A 22503-nucleotide genomic window follows, 5' to 3' on the forward strand; every position below is an offset into this window, starting at 1 on the left:
GCCCGCTGACGAAGGCGTGCCCGCAGCGGCACGTCAAGGAAGCGGAACGCAGCGACGGGACACCGATGACCGCCAGACCACACCCGGTTATTTCACAGACAGACCACAAGTGGCAACAGCAGGCGCGAGCCTTGCTGCAGCAACGCGAGGGCCGCCCGAACGAATCGGACGGCCCTCAACGTAGTGCCCGGCGGTGTCCTACTCTCCCGGGGGTCTGCACCCCAAGTACCATCGGCGCTGGCGGGCTTAACTTCCGTGTTCGGAATGGAAACGGGTGGATCCCCGCCGCTATAGCCACCGGACGACATAGATTGTTCAGTCCCCCACCCGAGACGGGCGAGGGGTCTCTTCAAGCACTCCATAGCGAGCATGAAAACGCCTGACTCAGAATATCAAGCCCTCGGACTATTAGTACCGGTCCGCTGAACACATTGCTGTGCTTACACTTCCGGCCTATCAACCTGGTGTTCTACCAGGGTCCTTACCCGGTTAATCCGGTGGGAGATCTCATCTTGAGGTGGGCTTCGCACTTAGATGCCTTCAGCGCTTATCCTGTCCGTACGTAGCTAACCAGCCGTGCCCTTGGCAGGACAACTGGCACACCATAGGTACGTCCATCCCGGTCCTCTCGTACTAGGGACAGATCCTCTCAAATCTCCTGCGCCTGCGACGGATAGGGACCGAACTGTCTCACGACGTTCTAAACCCAGCTCGCGTGCCGCTTTAACGGGCGAACAGCCCGACCCTTGGGACCTGCTTCAGCCCCAGGATGCGACGAGCCGACATCGAGGTGCCAAACACCCCCGTCGATATGGACTCTTGGGGGGTATAAGCCTGTTATCCCCGGAGTACCTTTTAGCCGTTAAGCCACCGCGCTTCCACATGCCACGGTAGGATCACTATGTCCGACTTTCGTCCCTGCTCGACTTGTAGGTCTCGCAGTCAAGCTCCCTTGTGCCATTGCACTCGCCGTCTGATTGCCGACCAGACTGAGGGAACCATTGAGCGCCTCCGTTACACTTTAGGAGGCCACCGCCCCAGTGAAACTGCCCGCCAGACACTGTCCTCGATCCGGATTACGGACCCAAGTTAGGTGCCCGCCATACAGAGGGTGGTATTTCAAGGTTGACTCCACGGTACCTGGCGGTACCGCTTCTTTGTCTCCCACCTATCCTGCACAGTGTATACCAGACATCAATGTCAAGCTGCAGTAAAGGTTCCGGGGTCTTTCCGTCCTGTCGCAGGTAGTGAGCATCTTTACTCACAATGCAATTTCGCCGAGTCTCTGGTTGAGACAGTACCCAAGTCGTTACGCCATTCGTGCAGGTCGGAACTTACCCGACAAGGAATTTCGCTACCTTAGGACCGTTATAGTTACGGCCGCCGTTTACCGGGGCTTAGATTCAGAGCTTCGCGTAAGCTAACCCCCCCTCTTAACCTTCCGGCACCGGGCAGGCGTCACAGCGTATACAGCGTCTTGCGACTTAGCACGCTGCTGTGTTTTTAGTAAACAGTCGCTCGGGCCTGGTCACTGCAGCCCCATCAAGCTCCGGATGTACATCCTTCACTTTACCGGGGCGATCCTTCTCCCGAAGTTACGGAACCATTTTGCCTAGTTCCTTAACCAGAGTTATCTCGCTCGCCTTGGTATTCTCTACCTGTCCACCTGTGTCGGTTTGGGGTACGGGCACCATACAAACTCGCTAGAGAGTTTTCTCGGCGGCATGGGCGTTCAGTGGCTTCGCCTATTTCGGCTCGGCATCGTGCCTCTGGCTTCATGAGGTCCGGATTTGCCTGGACCTCGCCCTACACACTTACCCCGGGGCAACCAACGCCCGGGTCCACTTACCCTTCCGCGTCATCCCATTGCTGACCTCCCGCTGCTGGGTCGGAGTGCCCCGAAGGGCTCTCCTTAGCAAACTGCGCTCAGTCCGGACGCTTGCATGGTGGTACTGGAATATCAACCAGTTGTCCATCGACTACGCCTTTCGGCCTCGCCTTAGGTCCCGACTAACCCTGGGCGGACGAGCCTTCCCCAGGAACCCTTGGACTTTCGGCGGTGGAGATTCTCACTCCACTCTCGCTACTCATACCGGCATTCTCGCTCCAGCAGCCTCCACAGCTGGCTTGCGCCGCTGCTTCGTCGGCTGCTCGACGCTCCCCTACCGATCCCATCCTCTGGACGCGTAAGCATCAGAGTTATTGATGGAATCCCGCAGCTTCGGCGGTGTGCTTGAGCCCCGTTACATTTTCCGCGCAGGACCACTCGACCAGTGAGCTGTTACGCACTCTTTCAAGGAATGGCTGCTTCTAAGCCAACCTCCTGGCTGTTTCTGCGATCCCACCTCGTTTCCCACTTAGCACACACTTAGGGGCCTTAGCTGGCGGTCTGGGCTGTTTCCCTTTCGACCGTGAAGCTCATCCCACACGGTCTGACTGCCGCGCTCTAGCACTATGAGATTCGGAGTTTGACTGAGGTTGGTAAGCTGGTAAGCCCCCTAGCCCAATCAGTGCTCTACCCCCATAGCGGAACGCGCGACGCTAGCCCTAAAGCTATTTCGGGGAGAACCAGCTATCACCGAGTTTGTTTGGCCTTTCACCCCTATCCACAGGTCATCCCCCCAGTTTTCAACCTAGGTGGGTTCGGGCCTCCACGAGGTCTTACCCTCGCTTCACCCTGCCCATGGATAGATCACTCGGCTTCGGGTCTAGACCATGCGACTGTACGCCCTATTCAGACTCGCTTTCGCTGCGGCTCCGGCCTATGCCTTAACCTTGCCACATAGCACTAACTCGCCGGCTCATTCTTCAAAAGGCAGGCGGTCAGGAGCCTGAGCTCCCTCCCACTGCTTGTAAGTCTACGGTTTCAGGTACTATTTCACTCCCCTCGCCGGGGTGCTTTTCACCTTTCCCTCACGGTACTTGTCCGCTATCGGTCGCCGAGTAGTACTTAGCCTTACGAGGTGGTCCTCGCAGATTCACGCCAGATATCCCCGACGCTACTCGGGATCACCGTCGGAAGACCAGTGCGATTTCGTATACAGGGCTATTACCTTCTGTGGCCGGCCTTTCCAGACCTGTTCTACTATCACCTGGCTTTATAACTTCCTGCCGGTTCCGACGAACCAGCTGACGGGTCCCTCAACACCGATATGGCAACGCCGTCGGGCTATCACACCACATCGGTTTAGGCTCTTCCCGTTTCGCTCGCCGCTACTCAGGGAGTCGCTATTGCTTTCCGTTCCTCGGGTTACTTAGATGTTTCAGTTCACCCGGTTACCTCAACCGGCCCTATGTGTTCAGACCGGAGTAGCTGGGCATTACCCCAGCTAGGTTTCCCCATTCGGACACCCCCGGATCGGAGCTTGCTTGGCAGCTACCCGGGGCTTTCGCAGCCTGCTACGTCCTTCATCGGCTCTCGACACCAAGGCATCCACCGTAGACCCTTGGTAGCTTGAACTTATAGAGTTCAAGACGATTCATGCTCGCTATGCAGTTCTCAAAGAGCACCAGGGCTCCTTCACAACTGAACAGCGTGTCCGGCCATCTCTCCTGCCCATCGAAGGAGTTCGCCCTCGCCTCAAGTGCGTGGGCACCTCAACTTCTCAGGATAGAAACTGATGGCCGAGTAACCGAAAAATCAACTAAGAGCGAAGAACCGAGGTCTGAGACCCCGATACTCCTCCTGGAGATGTCGTGATCCCCAGGCTTTGAAACGTCGAAGTGGTTGCCCTCTCCGCGTCTCTCGGTGCTCCTTAGAAAGGAGGTGATCCAGCCGCACGTTCCCGTACGGCTACCTTGTTACGACTTCACCCCAATCATAAACCCCGCCTTCGGCAGCTCCCTCCCTTGCGGGTTGGGCCACTGACTTCGGGCGTTGCCTACTTTCGTGGTGTGACGGGCGGTGTGTACAAAGCCCGAGAACGTATTCACCGCAACTTTGCTGATTTGCGATTACTAGCGACTCCGACTTCATGGAGTCGAGTTGCAGACTCCAATCCGAACTGAGGCCGGCTTTGAGGGATTGGCTCCCCTTTGCAGGATCGCGACCCGTTGTACCGACCATTGTAGCATGCGTGCAGCCCTGGGCATAAGGGGCATGATGATTTGACGTCGTCCCCACCTTCCTCCGAGTTATCCCCGGCAGTCTCCTATGAGTCCCCACCTTTACGTGCTGGCAACATAGCACAGGGGTTGCGCTCGTTGCGGGACTTAACCCAACATCTCACGACACGAGCTGACGACAACCATGCACCACCTGTCACGGACGCTCTCGCACACCTTGTTTCCAAGGCTTTTCCCGCGATGTCAAGCCCAGGTAAGGTTCTTCGGGTTGCATCGAATTAAGCCGCATGCTCCGCCGCTTGTGCGGGCTCCCGTCAATTCCTTTGAGTTTTAGCCTTGCGGCCGTACTCCCCAGGCGGGGTACTTAACGCGTTAGCTTCGAGCACGGCATCCGTTGATAAGACGCCACGCCTAGTACCCAACGTTTACGGCGTGGACTACCAGGGTATCTAATCCTGTTTGCTCCCCACGCTTTCGCTCCTCAGCGTCGGTGCCGGCCCAGGGAACCGCCTTCGCTACTGGTGTTCCTCCCGATATCTGCGCATTTCACCGCTACACCGGGAATTCCATTCCCCTCTACCGGACCCTAGCCATGGCAGTATCGACCGGCGTCCCAGAGTTGAGCCCTGGGTTTTCACGGCCGACTTGCCAAGCCGCCTACGAGCCCTTTACGCCCAATAAATCCGGACAACGCTCGCCCCCTACGTATTACCGCGGCTGCTGGCACGTAGTTGGCCGGGGCTTCTTCTCGAGGTACCGTCATTTTCTTCCCTCGTGAAAGGGGTTTACAACCCTAAGGCATTCATCCCCCACGCGGCGTCGCTGCGTCAGGCTTTCGCCCATTGCGCAAGATTCCCTCCTGCTGCCTCCCGTAGGAGTCTGGACCGTATCTCAGTTCCAGTGTGGCTGATCGTCCTCTCAGACCAGCTACCCGTCATTGCCTTGGTGAGCCGTTACCTCACCAACAAGCTGATGGGCCGCGACCTCATCCCGAAGCGCCTGAACCTTTGCTCATCTCCACATGCGTGATGATGAGATCATCCGGTATTAATCCGGGTTTCCCCGGGCTATCCCGGTCTTCGGGGCAGATTGGTCACGTGTTACGCACCCGTTCGCCGCTCCGTCAAACCCGCCCTTACGGGCTAAGGAATGCGTCGCTCGACTTGCATGGATTAGGCGCGCCGCCAGCGTTCGTCCTGAGCCAGGATCAAACTCTCCAACGTCAGTCTTTCGATCCCGCCGACGCCACGAGGGCGGCGGAGGCATCTGAATCCTGTCATGTGTCCCGGCAGCCGGTACGCAACGAGGCGTGAGGCTGCCAGGTAGGTTCGATCCAAATCTGTCAATGCCAGGCATCGACAGCTTGGGAGTACATTCCCCGATGGCCGGCGCCCTCAGGCCCAGCCACAGGAATGACTTTCTTTTCGGCTTTTGACACGCTGTTCAGTTGTCAAGGAGCCCTGATCCGCAGCTCCTGCGGTACTGGCAGCTCCGGCTCCGCCGATAGCTCGCCCCTCACCAGGGAGGGAAGACGAACCAGCCGCCTGAATCAGACGAACGGAGGCGAGGCAGCCAGCCGCATAACTATAGCAGGTCTTGGCGACCTTGCGATTCCCGAACCGAAGGAGGTACCGCATGATCCGAGTCGCTACCACTAAGTGCTAGCATATAGGTATGGCTACCATGAGAACCACCTTCACCCTGGACAGACAGCTCGCAGAGCAGGCTCGCCAGATGAACATCAACCTGTCCGCAGCCGCCCGCGCCGGCGTCAGAGAGGCGGTCTGCGCCGCGCTGGTTCGGAAGGACCGGGACGCGTACCGGGACCATCCCGAGCAGCCCGACCCGTTCTGGGAGGGCGCCGAGGCCTGGGGCGAAGAGTGACACGCGGGGACGTCTGCCTGGCTCGGGTAGGTCGCAAGAAGCGTCCGGTTCTGGTACTTACCCGGCCCGGGGTTATCGACGTGCGCAGTTTCGTCACCGTGGCCGAAGTGACCACTTCGATCCGCGGGTTAGCAGCCGAGGTGCACTTAGACCAGCAGGAGGCAGGCCTCGAACGCGTCTCTGTCATCAACTGTGACGGTCTTCATACCGTCGCGAAGTCATCGCTATCCGAGCCGATCGGCACCGTGGGCCGCGTAACGATGCAGGCGGTTTGCCGGGCGGTGGCCTACGCCTTGGGCTGTTGAAGGGGACTATCTCCCAAGCGCACGAAACGCCGCTTACCAACCGATATCACCGTGGCGTCCGCACCGGAGAGCAGACTCAGCCTCCCGACCGACTCCTCGGCTATTTTCTCACCGTTGATGCGGACCGCCCCCTGAGCAAGCATCCGCCTTCCCTCGCTCCTCGACGCCACCAACCCTGCATCGGCCAGCAGGGCGGGAAGGTAAACCTCACCTTCGGGCTCACCGGGTGGGAGCGGGTGGGTCGGGATATCGTCCGGGATCTCTCGGCGCACGAACTGGCGGTCGAAGGCCCGCTCCTCGATCTCACCCTGACCCGGCAGGTAGCGGTCCACGACCGCCCGAGCCAGGCGGCGCTTGGCGTGGCCCGGGTGCAAGGTCCCGTCCTCTAGGGCGGCCAGTGCAGCATCTAACTCATCGGTCGGCAACCCGGAGGCAAGCCTGTACCACTGCGGCATCGCCGAATCGGGGATACTCATGGTCTTGCCGAACATCTCGCTGTACGGCGGGGAGATATTGACGTAGTTCCCCAGCGACTGGGACATCTTCTTCCTGCCGTCGGTACCTACGAGCAATGGCATGGTGAGCACCATCTGCGGCGCCTGGTCGTAGCGCTGCTGGACCTGGCGCCCCATCATCAGGTTGAAAAGCTGGTCGGTGCCGCCGAGCTCCACATCTGCCTCGACGGCCACCGAGTCGTAGCCCTGGAGCAGCGGGTACATGAACTCCATCATCGAGATGGGTCGGCGGGCGGCGAAGCGCTTGGCGAAGTCGTCCCGCTCCAGCATCTGCGCCAGGGTCGTCGACGCGGTGAGCTCCAGCACTTCGCGCATGTCGAGTTCGGCCAGCCAGTCGGAGTTGGGACGGATTTCCAGCGCCTCCTCGTCCGTGCGCAGTATCTCCCCGAAGTGCTTCTTCACCGATCCGGCGAACATCTCCACCTGTTCCGCCGTGAGACGTTTCCTCGTCTCGGACTGGCCGCTCGGGTCGCCCACCTGGGCGGTGAAGGTCCCGAGGATGAGCACTGCCCGGTGTCCCAGATCCTGGAACTCCCGCAGCTTCCAGAGGACGACCGCCCAGCCGAGCGTCACAACGTTGGCGGTGGGGTCGAGGCCGAGCTTCACCCGGAGCGGGCGGTCGGTCTCCTTGGAATCCGTGATGCGTTCGACCAGTTCCTCGCCGGCGGGGAGGAACGTGTCGACGTCACGCAGCAGGTACTCGGCCTGCTGTTCGGGGGTCATGCCGGGTCCGGGCGTCACGGGGGCGAGATTAGCCCCGAAGGCTCGACGGCCGGTCATCGGCCCGGGAGCCCGCTAGCGGGGACAGAGCGGCTCACGCCCACCGGCAACCACGAACCGCCACGGGCGTTCTGCCTCCCGGCTGATCCCGATCCGTGGGGTGCGCAGCACCGGTGCCAGGTCCGGGGCCGGCCCTACCTCCAGGCGCACCGGGCCGGCCAGCACCGATGTCCCGTCGTGATCCCCCGAGATCCCCAGCGCCTGAGTCAGTTTGCCGGGACCGTCGGTCAGATGGTCCCGGCGCCCGCGCCGGGACCGCACCAACTCCATACCCTCGACCACCCGGCCGCCCCTGATCAGCACCGCCTCGCCCGTACCCTCGGAACCGGTCACCACGTTCGCGCACCAGTGAATCCCGTAGGACCGGTAGACGTAGAGCGTGCCGGCCGGACCGAACATGGATGTGTTGCGAACGGTGCGGCCGCGGTAGGCGTGGGAGGCCGGATCGTCAGCGCCCCCGTAGGCCTCGACTTCCTCGATGACCACTGCGGTCGTCCCGCCGAAGTCGGTGCTCAGCCGGTGACCGAGCAGCCGTCGCGCCACCTCCTCCACCGGCCCGCACAGGTCCGGCACTAACCCGGACAGATCCGGCACTAACCGAGGAGATCGAGCAGGATGGCCTTCATCGAGTGGAGCCGGTTCTCCGCCTGATCGAACACCCGGGACCTCGGATGGTCGACCACAGCGTCGGTCACCTCCTCACCCCGGTGGGCGGGCAGGCAGTGAAGGAATATGGCGTCAGGCCCGGCCCGCGCGAACAATTCCTCGTCCACCCGGTAGCCGGCGAACGCCAGCGCCCGCTCCGACGCCTCGGTCTCCTGACCCATCGACGCCCACACATCCGTGTAGACCACGTCGGCTCCGTCCACCGCCTCGATATCCGGCGTGACCGTGATCCGGCCCTCGCCCCCGGCCACCAGGTCGTCAAGAGGCTCGAACCCGGGCGGGCTCACCACCCGCATCCGGCCCCCCAGCCTGGCCACCCCGAGCATCAGGCTGTGGCATACGTTGTTGCCGTCTCCCACATAGGCCACCACCGATCCGGCGATCTCGCAGTGCTCGGCAATGGTCTGGAGATCGGCCACCGCCTGGCAGGGGTGTTCGATGTCCGAGAGGAGGTTCACCACGGGAGCGTCGGCGTGCTCGGCCATTTCCACCAGCACCCGGTGGTCGAAGACCCGCATCGCCACCAGGTCCAGGTACCGATCCAGCACCCGGGCCACGTCGCGAACCGCTTCCCTAGATCCGATACCCACCTCGTTCTGACCCAGGACCACCGGGTGGGCCCCTAGGTCGACCGCCGCTATCTCGCTCGACACCCTGGTGCGCGTGGAGGGCTTCTCGAAGAACAGTCCGATCCGGGCGCCGGCCAAGGCACCTGACCTGAAGCTGCGATCATGGCGGAACCGGGATGCTGATTCCACCAGGCGCTCCAGGACTCCCCGCTCGAGGTCGGCGATCCCCAGGAAGTCGTTCACATGCTCCCCCGTAGGACGCCGCCCAACCCATCCGCGACGGCGGCGGCGATACCCCGCCGGATCGGAGCCGCCTCCTCATCGGAGATGGTGTGGTCCATGGCACGAAGCGTGATCCGCACCGCCAGGCTCCTGTGGGCATCCGGGATCGAGCCACCCCTGAACTCGTCGAACAGCTCCAGGATCTCCAGATGTCGGCCTGCGGACCCCTCCACCACCTCCAGCAAGCGGACCGCCGGAACCGTGTCGGCCAGCACGAACGCCAGGTCGAACACCATCGGCGGGTAAGCGGAAACGTCCTCCAGCACCCAAGACGGACCGGCCGACACGAGGGGACCGAGACCCATCTCGGCGACCGCCACCCGGCCCTCCAGCCCGAACTTCCGTACTGCAGCCGGATGGAGTTCCCCGACCATTCCCATGTCGGTTGCGCCACATGTCACCACTGCTCCCCGACCCGGATGGAGGCCCGGCAGCGACTCCTGCCGGAGTTCCAACCGGCGGTCGGCGACCCGGGCCAGCAGGTCGACCATCCCGGTGGCGGCGAATACGTCCACCCCGGGACCGGACAGGACCATTGCCAGGTGGAAAGGCTGGAAGGGAATGCGGGGGTCTTCGGGATCATCGCGAGTCATGAACACCCGGCCTGTCTCGAACAGGCGTACGGACTTCAGGCCCCGAGCCGCATTGCGCGACATCGCCCCCATCAGGCCGGGCAGCAGGGTGGTACGCAGGATGGCCTCTTCCTCGCGGAGCGGGTTCTTGACCCTGATAGTTACGCGGCGCGGGTCCTGGAGCGGGAGGCCGAGCGCGTCCAGATCGTCCTGCCCGATGAAGCTGAGCGTCTGGGCTTCCGTGAGCCCGGCCCCGACCAGGGCTTCGCGGAGTCGCCGGACGGCCGACTGCTCCGGAGTGAGGCCGCCCTGCCGGCCATGGCGGACCAGGTCCGGGAAGCGGTCGTAGCCGTAGAGGCGGGCGATCTCCTCCACCAGATCGGCTGGACGGGTGACATCGGCGCGATGGGTCGGCACGGTCACCACGGCCGATCCACCCTGTCGATCCGTCCCGAAGCCGAGCCGTTCCAGCAGCGCCAACGCATCTCCGAACGGCGGGGCCGGTCCGAGCAGGCGGCTCACGTCGCGGGCCGTGAGGTCGACGGTCCATGGTGTTCGCGGTATCGGGTAACAATCCACCGCCCGGGAACGGGGCACCCCGCCGGAGGTCAGGGCCACCAGCTCCACTGTCCGGGCGGTGGCAAGGGCGGAAAGGTTGGGATCGACCCCCCGTTCGAACCGGGCCGAGGCCTCGCTCCGCAATCCGAGCCGCCACGAGGTAGCCAGGATCGAGGGTGGATGCCAGTTGGCAGCCTCGACCAGCACGCTGGTGGTCGTCTCGGAAACCTCTGTGGAGGCCCCTCCCATCACGCCGGCCAGGGCGATCGGACCCGACGGGTCGGTCACGACGATGTCGCCGGCCAGCAGGGGGCGTTCCGCCCCGTCCAGGGTCTCCAGCGTCTCGCCCTCCTCGGCTCTCCGGATGATGACCTGCCGGCCCGATATGGTGTCCGCGTCGAAGGTGTGGATCGGGTGACCGAGCTCCCACATCACGTAGTTGGATACGTCCACCACGTTGGAGATGGGCCGTTGCCCGATAGCCAGGAGACGCAGCTGCATCCATAGTGGGGAGGGACCGATCCGCACACCATCCACCTGGTGGGCAACGAAGCGGGGACACGCTTCCACGTCGTTGATCGACACTTCGAAGGCAGAGGTCTCCGGACCGGTCGGGAAGCTCGGGGAGATGTCCCGCAGCGGGACCTGCCAGTAGGCGGCCAACTCGCGAGCCAGCCCCCGGATTCCCATGCAGTCGCCCCGATTGGTGGTGATGCTCACGTCGAGCACCACGTCACCGAGCCCGATCACTTCCTCCAGGGAGCGGCCCAGGTCGTCCTCGGTGGCCGCGCCCAGCTCGTCCAGGACCATGATGCCTTCGTGGTCATCCCCCAGCCCGAGCTCGCGGGCGGAGGCGATCATGCCGTGCGACACGATGCCGCGTATCTTGCGGCTTCCCACCTCGAGAGGCTGATCCGTGCTCGTGCCGAGGCGGGACCCGGCCCTTGCGTAGGCTATGACCGCGCCCGGCTCGAAGTTCCATGCTCCGCAAACCACGTCGCGGGTGACCGTGCCGTCATCGACCCGGCAGAAACGGATCCGGTCGGCATCGGGATGGGGCCGGACCTCCTCCACCCGTCCCACCACCACGCCCTCGAAGGACGGTCCGAACTCCTCGATCCCCTCCACCTCGTGGCCGAGGGATACGAGGATCCGCTCCAGTTCGTGCGGGTCACGGGTGGGCAGATCGATGAAGTCAGCCAGCCAGCCGATCGGGACCTTCATCGGAATTGCCCCAGGACCCGCAGATCGCTGTCGTAGAAGTGGCGGATGTCGGTGATGCCGTGGCGCACCATGGCCAGCCGCTCCACGCCCATACCGAAGGCGAACCCCGTCACCTCGTCCGGGTCGTACCCCACCGCCTCGAACACGTTGGGATCGACCATGCCGCATCCCAGCATTTCCAGCCACTCGCCGTTGAACCACACCAGCATCTCCGCTGACGGCTCGGTGAACGGGAAGAAATGGGGCACGAAGCGGGTCCGGGCCGAGACCCCGAAGAACTCCCGGGCGAAGTGGGCGAGGGTGCCCTTCAGATCCCCGAACGTGATGTCGGAGTCCACCGCCAGACCCTCGATCTGGTGGAACACCGGAGAGTGGGTGGCGTCCCAGGTGTCGGTGCGGAAGACCCGCCCGGGTACCACCACATAGACAGGCGGGGGGTTCTTCTCCATGAACCGGGCCTGCATCGGTGAGGTCTGGGTGCGCAGCAGCAGCTCGTCGGGTCCGCTCCGCTTCCGATCGTCGAACGCCTCCACGTACATGGTGTCGGACTCGAACCGGGACGGATGGGTGGGCGGGGTGTTGAGGGCGTCGAAGTTGTACCAAGCCAACTCCAGCTCGGGCCCCTCCGCCACCTCGTAGCCGATGGCGCGGAACACGTCGCAGACATCTTCCATGGTGCGGGTCAGCAGGTGATGCGTCCCCCGTGCCGGACGACCGTACGGAAGGGTGAGATCAACCCGATCCTGTTCCAGCAGGGCGTTCTCGGCCTCCGCCTGCAATGCCGAGCGCCGATCCTCCACTGCGGCGGTCAGCGCGCCGACCGCCTCGTTGATCGCCCGCCCCACCTCGCGCCTACGGTCCGGCGCCAGGCGCCCGATGCCCCTTCTAGCTACGGCGATCTCGGATCGCCGCCCCAACGTCTCCGACTCCGCAGTAGCCAACTCGGCCAGGTCGGAAGCGGCCGCGATCCGGGTGCGGGCGTCGCCGACTACGCCGGTGAGACGTTCAAGGTCCATCGTCGTCCGACGCCGCTAGCCGGTCGGGCAGTCTGTCTGCGGAATGGCGGCGTGATATGGCGTCGGCAGCGGCGTTCCTCGCAAGGCCCGCTGACGAAGGCATACCCGCAGCGGTACGTCAAGGAAGCGAAACGCAGCGAGGGACACCGATGACCGCCAGAGCACGCCAAGTCGTTTCGTAGATGGACCACTAGGCGCGGTTGGCGGAAGCCAACTCGACGATCTGGCGAAAGGTGGCGGGATCATTGACTGCGATATCGGCCAGCATCTTCCGGTCCACCTCGAAATCTGCTGCCTTCAGCCCCGCGATCAGCCGGGAATAGGTGGTGCCGTTCTCCCTAGCGGCGGCGTTGATACGGGTGATCCACAGCCTACGGAAATCGCCCTTGCGCGCCCTGCGGTCGCGATACGCGTACTGCAGTGACTTCATCACCTGCTCGTTGGCCGCCCGGAAGTTCCGGCTCTTGGCGCCGCGGTAGCCCTTGGCCTTGGCCAGGACTTTCCGGTGCCTGGTGCGGGAATTGCCAGCGCGCTTGACTCGTGCCATTTTCGTGTCTCCGGTACTCGTTGCCTACATTCCAAGCAGGCGCTTGGCCCGCTTCTCGTCACCCTTGGCCAGATCGGCCTCACCTTTCAAGCGGCGATAGCTGTCCTTGCCCTTGGCAAGGCGGAGGTGGCCGCGGTGCGACTGGCGTCGACGGATCCGGCCCGATCCGGTCACTTTGAAGCGCTTGGCAGCGCCCTTGTGGGTCTTCATCTTCGGCATGTGTGTCCTCTCCTAGCTGGTTCTCTAAGGCGAGCCTTCGTCAACGTCCTGGAACGGGCGCGGAGGCCGCTTGATCGGTGCCAGAGCCATGGTCATGTTGCGACCTTCGAGCTTGGCGGCCTGGTCCACCGTGGCCACCTCGGCGAGGTCGGCGGACAGGCGTTCGAGGATGGCAAGACCCAGTTGGGGTCGGCTTGCCTCCCTTCCTCGTAGCCAGACCCGAACCCGGACCCGGTCTCCGTTCGTCAGGAAGCGTATGGCCCGGTCCCGCTTGATCTCGTAGTCATGGTTGCCGATCTTCACCTTGAAGGTGAGTTCCTTGACTGTGCTGCGCGACTGCTTCTTGCGCGCTTCTCGCTCCTTGACGGACTGCTCGTATTTGAACTTGCCATAGTCCATCATCCGGGCCACCGGCGGATCGGCGCCGGGCGCCACCTCCACAAGATCCCAACCCAGCCCATCGGCAAGGTACAGGGCGTTCTGGCGGGGCATTACTCCAAGCTGCTTGCCGAGCGGGTCGACCACTCTCAACTCGGCCGCACGGATATCGTTGTTGACGCGTAGCTCTGCGATTACATGTCTCCCTTGCTCATCCGCCCGACAGGACGGAGTGGTATCTCGTTCGAAGAACAGGGAACAACCGGCCGCTATCCGGGGCCCATGACGGTCCCGCGGGAACCCGATCCATCCAGGTCGGGTTCCTTAACCGCGGCGCACTCGGGTTCGGACGACGCTCTGCTGACGGACTCGAACCAACTCCCGGTGGCCGGGTGGGAAGCAACCGGCTTCCACTTTCTTCTGGTTGTGACCCGGCATTATAGGAGATAGTGGCCCTCCATACGAAGGTGGCCCGAACCGGTGTGCCCGGTCCCGGCTTCGTTCGTGTCCAGCAAGGCCCGCAGAACACCCGTGACCGGTCCCTGAGCGACCCCGATACCACAGTCTCCGACCGCAGAACCGCTACTTTCGCATGGGTTGGAACAGAGGGCTTGAAAGCGCCACAGGCATTCGATACGTTGTCTATCGCCAAGCACCTACACCAGCCGCAAGCGTCTCACCGATCGGGGCGGCCTGGCCGCAGGGAACATTCACAGGCTCCGAAAGGGCGGACCCGCCATCACCCGGCCCCAACCCGGGCATGGCCGAACACGCCCCAAGCCAAGGACAGGTGGTGGCGGGGGAAGGGCCCGGTGCGTAGCAACGGTTTTTCGCGTTCTCGAACTATGGGCAGAGGACGCCACATATGGCGCCCAGAACCTCAGGAACACCGCACCACCCACGGCGCCCAGAGCCTGAGGATCGCCGACTGCAGGTCTGCCTATTCCTGGTGGGCCGCCCGGTGGGGTCAGTCCTCCCCCATCTTTTCCGGCGTGGTCCCGGAGGGCCGGTCTTCCATATCGATGAGATGGCCCAGTTTGGCCACCTTGGTGCGCAGGTAGTTGCGGTTGTGGTCGTTCTCGCCTGCGACCAGGGGAACCCGTTCGATGATCCGCACCCCGTACGCCTCGACGCCGGCCCGCTTGGCGGGATTGTTGGTTAGCAGGCGGAGGCTGTTCACGCCCAGGTCGGCGAGTATCCCGGCACCCGCGCCGTAGTCACGACCGTCCTCCGGGAGACCGAGGTCCAGGTTGGCCTCCACCGTGTCGCGGCCCTTCTCCTGGAGAGCATAGGCGGCCAGCTTGTCGATCAGACCGATACCTCTTCCTTCGTGCCCCCGCATGTAGAGGACGATGCCCCGGCCTTCCTCCCCGATCCGTTGCATCGCCTCCTGCAGCTGGAAGCCGCAGTCGCAACGGAGGCTGGCGAAAACATCGCCGGTAAGGCACTCCGAGTGCATCCGGACCAGCACACCGTCCTCCCCGGCCACCCTGCCCCTGACCAGCGCCACATGCTGGCGGCCGTCGTCGAGCGACTCGTAGCCGATGGCACGGAAGCGGCCGTAGCGAGTCGGAATAGCGGCCTCGGCACGGCGACGAACCAGGGGGGACCAGGCCGTCTGCGAACGCTCCAGGTCGATCCGGCAATAGCCTGCGCCGATCTCTCCGGCGTCCATCACCCGAAGACCGTCCTGCATCCAGGGACCGTCAACGTCTTCACCGATCCTGACGTAGTGGCTGGCTGCATCGACCAGTCCCGCCCGGCGCAATGCCTCGATGATCTCCACTTCTTCGATCGCCAGGTAGAGATGGCCGTGCTCCGCCAGGCCGGCCAACTCCTGTCGGGAGGGAAGCCTCGGCCCGGCCGGGTCCGCCAGAAGATGGTCCGCCTCCGCGATCACAGCCGCGATGTCAGCGCTGACCGCCTTGTCGGCCTTAGCCTCGGTGCCCGCCACCACCGCCCGCACATAGGGCAGGCCCGTCCGGCGATGGCGGTGGAACCCGACATCCAGCCTGATGGCCTCCTGCGCCATCAGCCCCGCTGCAATCTCGATCCCGGCCTGCTGGAGAGTCTCCACCCCACGACCTCTCACGCGGGCATCGGGGTCGTATGCCGCGATGACGACCCGGACCACCCCGGCGGCCACCAGCGCATCGGCGCACGGCGGAGTTCGACCGGAATGCGAGCAGGGCTCGAGGGTCACGTAAGCCGTGGCACCGAGGGCGGCGCCACCCGCCTGCCCGAGCGCGACCGCCTCGGCGTGCGGAGCGCCGACGCCCCGATGAGCACCCTCTCCCACGACCGTCCCTCCCGCGCCGACGATCACACATCCCACCCGAGGATTGGGATGGGTGCGATGCGGGCGGGCCAATTCGATAGCCCGGCTCATCAGGTCGCGCTCGGCATCCGACCAGACCAGGCTCACTCCTCACCTCCCGCGGCGGCCCGCCTCAAGCCGGCGATCGCCCTAACCGGATCCGGCTGTCCGAAGATGGCGGTGCCCGCCACGAACACATCGGCACCGGCCCGCCGAGCCGAGCCGATGGTCTTCGGGTCGATACCACCATCGATCTCCAAGTCCACGTCGAGACCGCGCCGGTCGATGGCCCGGCGGGCCGCCTCGACCTTGGCAAGGACGTCGGGCATGAAGTCCTGGCCGCCGAAGCCGGGCTCCACCGACATCACCAGCACCATGTCGCACAGCTCCAAGTAAGGATCCAGAGCCTGATAGGGAGTGCCGGGATTGATAACCAAGCCGAATCCAAGGGCGGCCCGGCGAGCCCGGCGTTCCACCGGCCTCGGGTCGGGCACCGCCTCGAGATGGACGGTTATACCGGTGGCGCCGGCCTTCCGGAGTGGTTCGACCAGCCCGCCCGGCTCGGTGACCATCAGGTGGCAGTCGAAGGCCAGACCGGATACCTTCCGCAAGGAACTGATTACCGGAACACCCAGCGAGATATTGGGGACGAAGTGGCCGTCCATGACATCCACATGGAGCATGTCCAGGTGAGGCTCCACCCGAGCCACCTCCTCGCCCAGCCGAGCGAAGTCGGCGGCAAGAATCGAAGCCGCTATGCGCACGCGTTTCCTCACGGTGCCGCAGGGTACATACGCCTCATGACCACCGGGTAGCCGGTCGCTCCGTCACCGATCCAGGACCGAGATGAACATGCCGTCGGTACCGGTCAGGTGGGGACCCATGAGCAGGCCGTGGTCGAGGCGCAGACCCGGCAGGTCGGCCGGCGGCCCCCCGCCCATGTCCTCCACCACTCCAAGTGTCTCCGCCCTGGTCAACGTGCAGACCGAGTAGACCACCCGCCCGCCGGGGCGGACCGCGTCGACGGCCTGGCGGAGCATCCGGCGCTGGAGTACCGCCAGCCGGTCCCGGTCACCGATCGAGACCCGAAGTCGCACCTCGGGTCGCCGCCGGAGGGTGCCCAGGCCGGTGCACGGTGCGTCCACAAGCACCCTGTCGAACTGCCCGCTCCCGAAGGGGAGGCTTGCTCCGTCGGCTCTGATCCACCATCCTCGACCGCCTGCCCTCTCCAGCCGTCGAGCCGCCTGGCGGATGCGGCGAGGGTGGATGTCAAGCGCCACCAAGGAGGCTGGGCTGCGGTCCCAGATGGCCAACGTCTTGCCACCGGGCGCCGCTCCCACCTCCAGCACGCTATGGCCGGGCGCCACGTCCAGAGCCTCGACCACGGCCACCGACGCGGCATCCTGGACGACCGCCTCATCGGGAACCCGGCCCCGCGGGTGGATGAAGGCTCCGGGGATGGGGGTGGGCACGGCGGCCGGGGGTGGAGGATCGCCGGGCCTCATGCGGAAGCTCACCGGGGCGTCCTCGTGGGCCGCTTCGGCGAACGCCAGCGCCTGATCCCTTCCCCAGGCACGCGTCAGGTCCTCCATGACCCAGCCGGGCAGGCTGAACACCTCGGCCGGATCGGAGGGTGGGTTGGGTTCGCCACGTCGTTGCAGATTCCTGACCAGGGCGTTCACGAACCCGGTAGCCCGACTGTGCCCCAGGCTCCGGGCGGACTCCACCGCCATGTCGGGCACGGCATGAGCGGCGGCTCGGCCGAACAGCACCTCGTGGAAGGCCACCCGCAGGACGTCGAGCACGTCCGAGTGGACGGCCGCCAAAGGCCGGTTGGATAGCTCGCCGATGGCCCGGTCCAGGCGAGAGAGGTTCCTGATGGTTCCGTAGACGAGATGGCGCACCAGACGGGCGTCGTCAGGCGGGAGGTCGACCTCCCTGACCACCAGGTTCGACCAGGCACCGCCCCGCACCACCCGACCAACCAGCCCGGCCGCCGCCGACCGGGCTGCCACACCCGGCTTCATCCGAAGCGACCCGGGTCGCCCTTGACCCCCCTGAGCCATGCGAGAGCGTCCATTGCTTTCCTGCCCTCAGGTTGAACGGTCCCCAGAGCCAGGCATCCCGTGGCGGTACCGACCCTCGCCCCGTTCTCGTCGACCGCCAGACACCCCGGCTCCAACCTGCCGGGAACCGGCCGGGCCCGGAGAATCTTGATGCGCTTACCCCGCCAGGTGGTGTGTGCGCCCGGACGGGGACAGAACGCCCTAACGGCCCGCGCCACCTGTTCAACGGGTTGGTGGAAGTCGAGTCGAGCCTCGGAGACGACCAGGCGAGGCGCCCAGGTGACCATCGACTCCTCCTGCACCACCGGCACCAACTCCCTGCGTTCCAGCGCACCCAGGTGCATGGCCAGCAGCTCGGCGCCACCGAGTGCAAGACGCTCGGACAACGCACCGGCCGCCTCGTCCTCGCCGATCGAGGTCCTCCAAACGGCCAGGACCGGTCCGGTGTCCAGGCCGGTGTCCATCCGCATCAGGCTCACGCCGGTCACATCGTCGCCGGCCAGAATGGCTCGCTGGATCGGAGCTGCCCCCCGCCACCGCGGCAGTAACGAGAAATGCAGGTTGACCATGCCTGACCGGGGACGGTTCAGCGTGGCGGCTCCCACGACCATCCCGTAGCTCACGACCACCGCCAAGTCCAGATCCATCCCGCCGACAACTTCGTCCAACTCCGCGGGAGTGGCGGGCTGGCAGACCGGAACCCCCTGCTCGACGGCTCTGACCTTTGCCTCGGGAGCGGCTGGTGACCGGCCTCGGCCTCTGGGCCGGTCCGGCCTGGTTATGACAGCACGCAGGTCGGTCTGTCGGGCAAGGATGTCGATAGCGGGAACGGCCTCCTGCGGTGTCCCCAGCAGGGCGGTCCGCATCACTCCGGCGCCCGGAACGCCTTGCTCCGAAGAATGCGAAGAGCCTCCTTGCGAGTGTCTCCGCCTAGGCGGGTCAGCAGGAGGTGGCCCTCGAGGTGGTCGATCTCGTGCTGCAGGACCCGTCCCAGTAGCTCGTCTCCGGCGAACTCCACCGGGTCCCCGTCCAGGTCCTGGCCGACGGCTCGGGCGAAAGCGGGGCGATTGATGTTCCAGTAGTGACCGGGAACCGACAGGCATCCCTCCTGGTACTCCCAATCTCCTGATGTCTCTACCAGTACCGGATTGACCAGTACCTGTGGGCCATCCCCCGCATCGAACACGCAGATGCGCTTCGACACCCCGATCTGCGGCGCCGCCAGACCGACTCCAGGAGCGTCGTACATAGTCTCGAGCATGTCCTCGGCAAGCCTGCGAAGGGGCGCGTCGAAGCACTCGACCGGCTTGGTGCGGACGCTCAGAACGGGATCGCCGAAGGTACGGATCGGAAAAATGGCCACCGGACCCACGAGAATAGTTGCCGCCCGGCACCCGCCGGCCGCCGGTTCGCATCGTGATGGCCGAGGAGGCTTCGGGAAGATCATGCGCTACGTCCGGTTTGCCTGCCGGGGAGTCCGGGGACCACCGATCATCGCCACCCCTTTTGAGGCGACCGACCACCCAGACGCGCCTCCGCCAACCGGGTCAGAAGTCGCGAGGGTCGACGTCCACCCGGACCCGCAGGGCCTGGCGCCTCAGGTTGACGACCGCCTCCCTGAGCTTCCGCTTGACCCCGGTCAGGTCGTCGCCCTGGACCATCCAGCGGAGCCGATCTCCTGCCCGAGCCGGGCCGTACACGATGGCGGCATCGAGTGCTTCGTCGAGGATCGATCCGTCATCCGAACCCGCAACCTCCACCACCATCACTTCCCCGAAGGGTGGCAGGGACAGGCGCCTGCGGATATCCAACTCGTCCTTGAGATACGGGAACGGATCGGCGCGTCGTAGGGCCTCGTACACGGGTTGGCGGATGTCCGCTGTCTGGAGCATCATCCGGGCTCGTCCGTCGCGCCGGACGGTGGCGGCCACCCGCGACAACACGCTGAGGGCATCCTCCGCAGCCCGGTAGGTGGCGCCGCGCACCAGGCCATCGGCGTCCACCACGACTGCCAGGTCGACCTCGGGAACCGCCACCAGATCGGCCTCGGTTCCCACCATCACCTGCCTGCCTCCCCTCACCTCGCCCACGGCATCTCCGACCAGCCGCCGGGCATCCTCGATCACCCGACCCACCGCTGCCCCCAACGGCTCGAACCGGTTCCCTCCGCATGACGGGCACCCTCCTAATGCGGTCTCGCATCTCGAACATGTGGTCCGGTGATCGGGGCGGGATCCACAGCCCGGGCAGCTCCGCAACAGGCGGCAATTCACACACCGTGCTGCCGGTGCGTAGCCGCGCCGATGCGTGAAGAGGAACACCCGGCCGCCCCGGCTCGCCGTACCGGCGATGGCAGTCCGGACCCGTTCGGCCAGCAAGCCCCGTCCGGGGGGATCTTCGGTGCGATCGACTACCTGCACCGGTCCCCATAATCGCCCGGGTGTCCGGATAATCTCAGGACGCTCCTGCACTGACTCGACAGTCGGGACCCTCCCCACCCTGACCATCTGGAGGCCTTCATGGGCTGCCCTCTTCCGGGCCAGGCGACCGGCCACCACCGTCGGGGTCTGGCGTTCCTTCATGCCGGGCCGGCCCTCCTCGACCAGTATCACCATCGAAAGGTTCCGGACCGGCCACCAGAGCACCCGCATGGTTCCCACCACGGCGAGGCCTCCCGTCGTGGCGGCCTCCGACCAGGCGGCGGTCACATCCGCGTCGCTCCCATCCCCCACCTCAACCACCCGAGCACCCAAGTCGTACCTGAGCCCGGCGGCGAGACGTGCAACCTCCACCACCGTGGGCGCCGCGACCAGCACCGACTTCCCGGCCCGGAGGGGGGCGCTGATAGCGCCTCGGATCAGGTCGGTCCAGCGGGCGCCCGCGACCGCCTGCACCGACCGTGAAGGTCCATCCCCGGCCGCCGAGGCAGCCACATCGGACAGAGGTCCATCGGTGGGCGGAATACCCGGCAAGGCGGGCACCGGGGGTCGCTTGGGCAAGTTGGGCGGAGCGGTCTTGGCCAGTACGCGGGCGAGCGGAGCGACGTAGTAATCGGCGGCCCACACGAGGGTGGGGAGCATCGCGGCGGTGAACACCGGGATATCGGAGGAGAGAGCTCGAACATCCTTGAGGCTGCCAGGAGCCTCGGACTCCGGGATCGACTCCATGCCGACCACGTAGCCGCGCACGCGACGAGCGGCCAGGGGAACCCGAACGATGGCGCCCACCCCGACCCGATCCACCAGGGACGACGGAACCCGGTACGAGAAGCCTTCGTCTACCGCCAGGGTGGGTACGTCAGGAACTACCCGGGCTGTGACGGCCTGGGTCAGGGTCGGCTCGCCGCTTTCTTCAACTCACCGGCGTCGGAGGTCGACTCCCACGGGAAGTCGGGCCGTCCGAAGTGGCCCAGCGCCGAGGTCCTGGCGTAGATAGGCCGGCGCAGGTCGAGCTTCCGCAGGAATGCCTCCGGCCGGAAGTCGAAGAAATCCTTGACCAGCCTCTCCAGCTTGGCGGGATCGATCAAGGCGGTCCCGAACGCGTCCACGTAGACCGAGAACGGGCGAGCCTTGCCGATTGCATATGCCACCTGGATCTCGCACTGCTCGGCCAATCCGGCCGCGACCACGTTCTTGGCCACGTAACGGGCGAAGTAGGCCGCCGAGCGATCCACCTTGGTCGGATCCTTCCCCGAGAAGGCGCCGCCTCCGTGCCGGGCGTAACCGCCGTAGGTGTCGACGATGATCTTGCGCCCGGTGAGACCGGCATCCGCCTCGGGGCCGCCCTTCACGAAGCGTCCCGCCGGATTGACCAGCAACTCGGTATCGCCGTCTATCAAGGGCGACCCGATCCCCATCAACACCTGCTCCCTGAGGTCCTCCCGCATCTGGAGATCCGCGACATCTTCGGCGTGATGAGAGGAGATCAGCACCCGCTCAACGCGCACCGGCGTCGAGCCTTCATATGCCACCGTTACCTGGGTCTTGCCGTCCGGGCGCAGGTAGCCGAGCGAGCCGTCGACCCTGACCTCGGTGAGGCGCTCGGCAAGGCGATGGGCCAGCTGGATGGGCGCCGGCATGAGCTCGTCGGTATCCCGGTTGGCGTATCCGAACATCATCCCCTGGTCACCGGCCCCGAGCTGGTCCAACTCATGGACGGAGCCCTCCCGGGCCTCGAGCGCCTGGTTGACCCCGCCGGCGATATCGGGACTCTGGCGCCCGAGCAGCACCTCGACGGGAATCTGGTAGGCGTGGAAGTCAACATCGTCGTACGTGTAGCCGATGTCGGCAATCGCTGCCCGGACCACGCCCAACAGGTCTCTTCTCGTCAAGGAGGCGCGGTTGGTGGTCTCGCCGGCGACGATCACCTTTCTGGGGGTGACCATGGTCTCGCAGGCCACCCGAGTTCTCACCGGATCCGGATCCTTACCGAGGATTGCGTCGAGTACCGAGTCCGAGATGCGGTCGGCCATCTTGTCGGGGTGGCCGGCGGTGACCGACTCGCTCGTGAAGTGACGGAGCATCATCGTGTGCAGTATATG

The 22503-nt window shown here is 64.9% G+C and carries 17 protein-coding genes and 3 rRNA genes; 2 read left to right on the forward strand and 18 right to left on the reverse strand.

Annotated features, from left to right (window positions below; all coding sequences use genetic code 11):
• Positions 1 to 185: 185 nt before the first annotated feature.
• The 3 genes from rrf to ACOQPD_RS06045 form a co-directional block, all read right to left on the reverse strand.
• Positions 186 to 302: ribosomal RNA gene (rrf, locus tag ACOQPD_RS06035) — 5S ribosomal RNA — on the reverse strand.
• A gap of 86 nt (positions 303 to 388) precedes the next feature.
• Positions 389 to 3460, reverse strand: a 23S ribosomal RNA gene (locus tag ACOQPD_RS06040).
• 299 nt (positions 3461 to 3759) lie between these two features.
• A 16S ribosomal RNA gene (locus ACOQPD_RS06045) occupies positions 3760 to 5288 on the reverse strand.
• The 16S, 23S and 5S rRNA genes sit together here, the layout of an rRNA operon.
• A 451-nt stretch (positions 5289 to 5739) precedes the next feature.
• Here ACOQPD_RS06045 and ACOQPD_RS06050 point away from each other — a divergent pair.
• Both ACOQPD_RS06050 and ACOQPD_RS06055 read left to right on the forward strand, forming a co-directional pair.
• Positions 5740 to 5949, forward strand: a complete 210-nt coding sequence (locus ACOQPD_RS06050) for a type II toxin-antitoxin system CcdA family antitoxin (protein WP_420613998.1) — start codon at positions 5740 to 5742, stop codon at positions 5947 to 5949.
• Positions 5946 to 6254 carry a type II toxin-antitoxin system PemK/MazF family toxin gene (locus ACOQPD_RS06055; protein WP_420613999.1) on the forward strand — a complete coding sequence of 103 codons (309 nt, stop codon included), beginning with the start codon at positions 5946 to 5948 and terminating at the stop codon, positions 6252 to 6254. The genes ACOQPD_RS06050 and ACOQPD_RS06055 overlap by 4 nt, the downstream gene beginning before the upstream one ends.
• Here the strand turns inward: ACOQPD_RS06055 and tyrS are convergent.
• The 15 genes from tyrS to metK form a co-directional block, all read right to left on the reverse strand.
• Entirely contained in the window at positions 6236 to 7549 is a 1314-nt protein-coding gene (gene tyrS / locus ACOQPD_RS06060; RefSeq protein WP_420614000.1) for a tyrosine--tRNA ligase, read from the reverse strand. The genes ACOQPD_RS06055 and tyrS overlap by 19 nt on opposite strands.
• Before the next feature lie 15 nt (positions 7550 to 7564).
• Positions 7565 to 8092 carry a DNA-3-methyladenine glycosylase gene (locus ACOQPD_RS06065; RefSeq protein WP_420614001.1) on the reverse strand — a complete coding sequence of 176 codons (528 nt, stop codon included), beginning with the start codon at positions 8090 to 8092 and terminating at the stop codon, positions 7565 to 7567.
• Between the two features lie 50 nt (positions 8093 to 8142).
• Positions 8143 to 9027, reverse strand: coding sequence for an ornithine carbamoyltransferase (gene argF, locus ACOQPD_RS06070; protein ID WP_420614002.1), 885 nt, complete (start codon positions 9025 to 9027; stop codon positions 8143 to 8145).
• The gene (gene pheT / locus ACOQPD_RS06075; protein ID WP_420614003.1) at positions 9024 to 11420 is read right to left on the reverse strand and encodes a phenylalanine--tRNA ligase subunit beta; all 2397 of its coding nucleotides are present in this window, start codon (positions 11418 to 11420) and stop codon (positions 9024 to 9026) included. The genes argF and pheT overlap by 4 nt, the downstream gene beginning before the upstream one ends.
• Positions 11417 to 12436 (reverse strand): phenylalanine--tRNA ligase subunit alpha, encoded by a 1020-nt coding sequence (gene pheS, locus ACOQPD_RS06080; RefSeq protein ID WP_420614004.1) that lies wholly within the window; start codon positions 12434 to 12436, stop codon positions 11417 to 11419. The genes pheT and pheS overlap by 4 nt, the downstream gene beginning before the upstream one ends.
• A 190-nt stretch (positions 12437 to 12626) precedes the next feature.
• Positions 12627 to 12983, reverse strand: a complete 357-nt coding sequence (rplT, locus tag ACOQPD_RS06085; protein ID WP_420614005.1) for a 50S ribosomal protein L20 — start codon at positions 12981 to 12983, stop codon at positions 12627 to 12629.
• A gap of 24 nt (positions 12984 to 13007) precedes the next feature.
• Complete coding sequence (gene rpmI / locus ACOQPD_RS06090; RefSeq protein ID WP_420614006.1) at positions 13008 to 13202, reverse strand: 50S ribosomal protein L35; 195 nt, start codon at positions 13200 to 13202, stop codon at positions 13008 to 13010.
• A gap of 24 nt (positions 13203 to 13226) precedes the next feature.
• Positions 13227 to 13835, reverse strand: coding sequence for a translation initiation factor IF-3 (gene infC / locus ACOQPD_RS06095; RefSeq protein ID WP_420614355.1), 609 nt, complete (start codon positions 13833 to 13835; stop codon positions 13227 to 13229).
• Positions 13836 to 14547: 712 nt separating this feature from the next.
• The gene (gene ribA, locus ACOQPD_RS06100) at positions 14548 to 16005 is read right to left on the reverse strand and encodes a GTP cyclohydrolase II (protein WP_420614007.1); all 1458 of its coding nucleotides are present in this window, start codon (positions 16003 to 16005) and stop codon (positions 14548 to 14550) included.
• A complete protein-coding gene (gene rpe / locus ACOQPD_RS06105) occupies positions 16002 to 16661 on the reverse strand; it encodes a ribulose-phosphate 3-epimerase (RefSeq protein WP_420614008.1) in 660 nt (219 codons plus the stop codon). The genes ribA and rpe overlap by 4 nt, the downstream gene beginning before the upstream one ends.
• A 63-nt stretch (positions 16662 to 16724) precedes the next feature.
• Positions 16725 to 17912 carry an RsmB/NOP family class I SAM-dependent RNA methyltransferase gene (locus ACOQPD_RS06110; RefSeq protein ID WP_420614009.1) on the reverse strand — a complete coding sequence of 396 codons (1188 nt, stop codon included), beginning with the start codon at positions 17910 to 17912 and terminating at the stop codon, positions 16725 to 16727.
• 8 nt (positions 17913 to 17920) lie between these two features.
• The gene (locus ACOQPD_RS06115; RefSeq protein WP_420614356.1) at positions 17921 to 18829 is read right to left on the reverse strand and encodes a methionyl-tRNA formyltransferase; all 909 of its coding nucleotides are present in this window, start codon (positions 18827 to 18829) and stop codon (positions 17921 to 17923) included.
• A complete protein-coding gene (gene def, locus ACOQPD_RS06120) occupies positions 18829 to 19326 on the reverse strand; it encodes a peptide deformylase (RefSeq protein WP_420614010.1) in 498 nt (165 codons plus the stop codon). Before def ends, ACOQPD_RS06115 begins: the two co-directional genes overlap by 1 nt.
• Before the next feature lie 184 nt (positions 19327 to 19510).
• Positions 19511 to 21295: a hypothetical protein gene (locus ACOQPD_RS06125; protein ID WP_420614357.1), complete on the reverse strand. Its 1785-nt coding sequence runs from the start codon at positions 21293 to 21295 to the stop codon at positions 19511 to 19513.
• Positions 21292 to 22485 carry a methionine adenosyltransferase gene (gene metK / locus ACOQPD_RS06130; protein WP_420614011.1) on the reverse strand — a complete coding sequence of 398 codons (1194 nt, stop codon included), beginning with the start codon at positions 22483 to 22485 and terminating at the stop codon, positions 21292 to 21294. Before metK ends, ACOQPD_RS06125 begins: the two co-directional genes overlap by 4 nt.
• Positions 22486 to 22503: the final 18 nt, after the last annotated feature.

It is taken from the genome of Candidatus Spongiisocius sp. (assembly GCF_965221825.1).
Taxonomy (GTDB): domain Bacteria; phylum Actinomycetota; class Acidimicrobiia; order Spongiisociales; family Spongiisociaceae; genus Spongiisocius.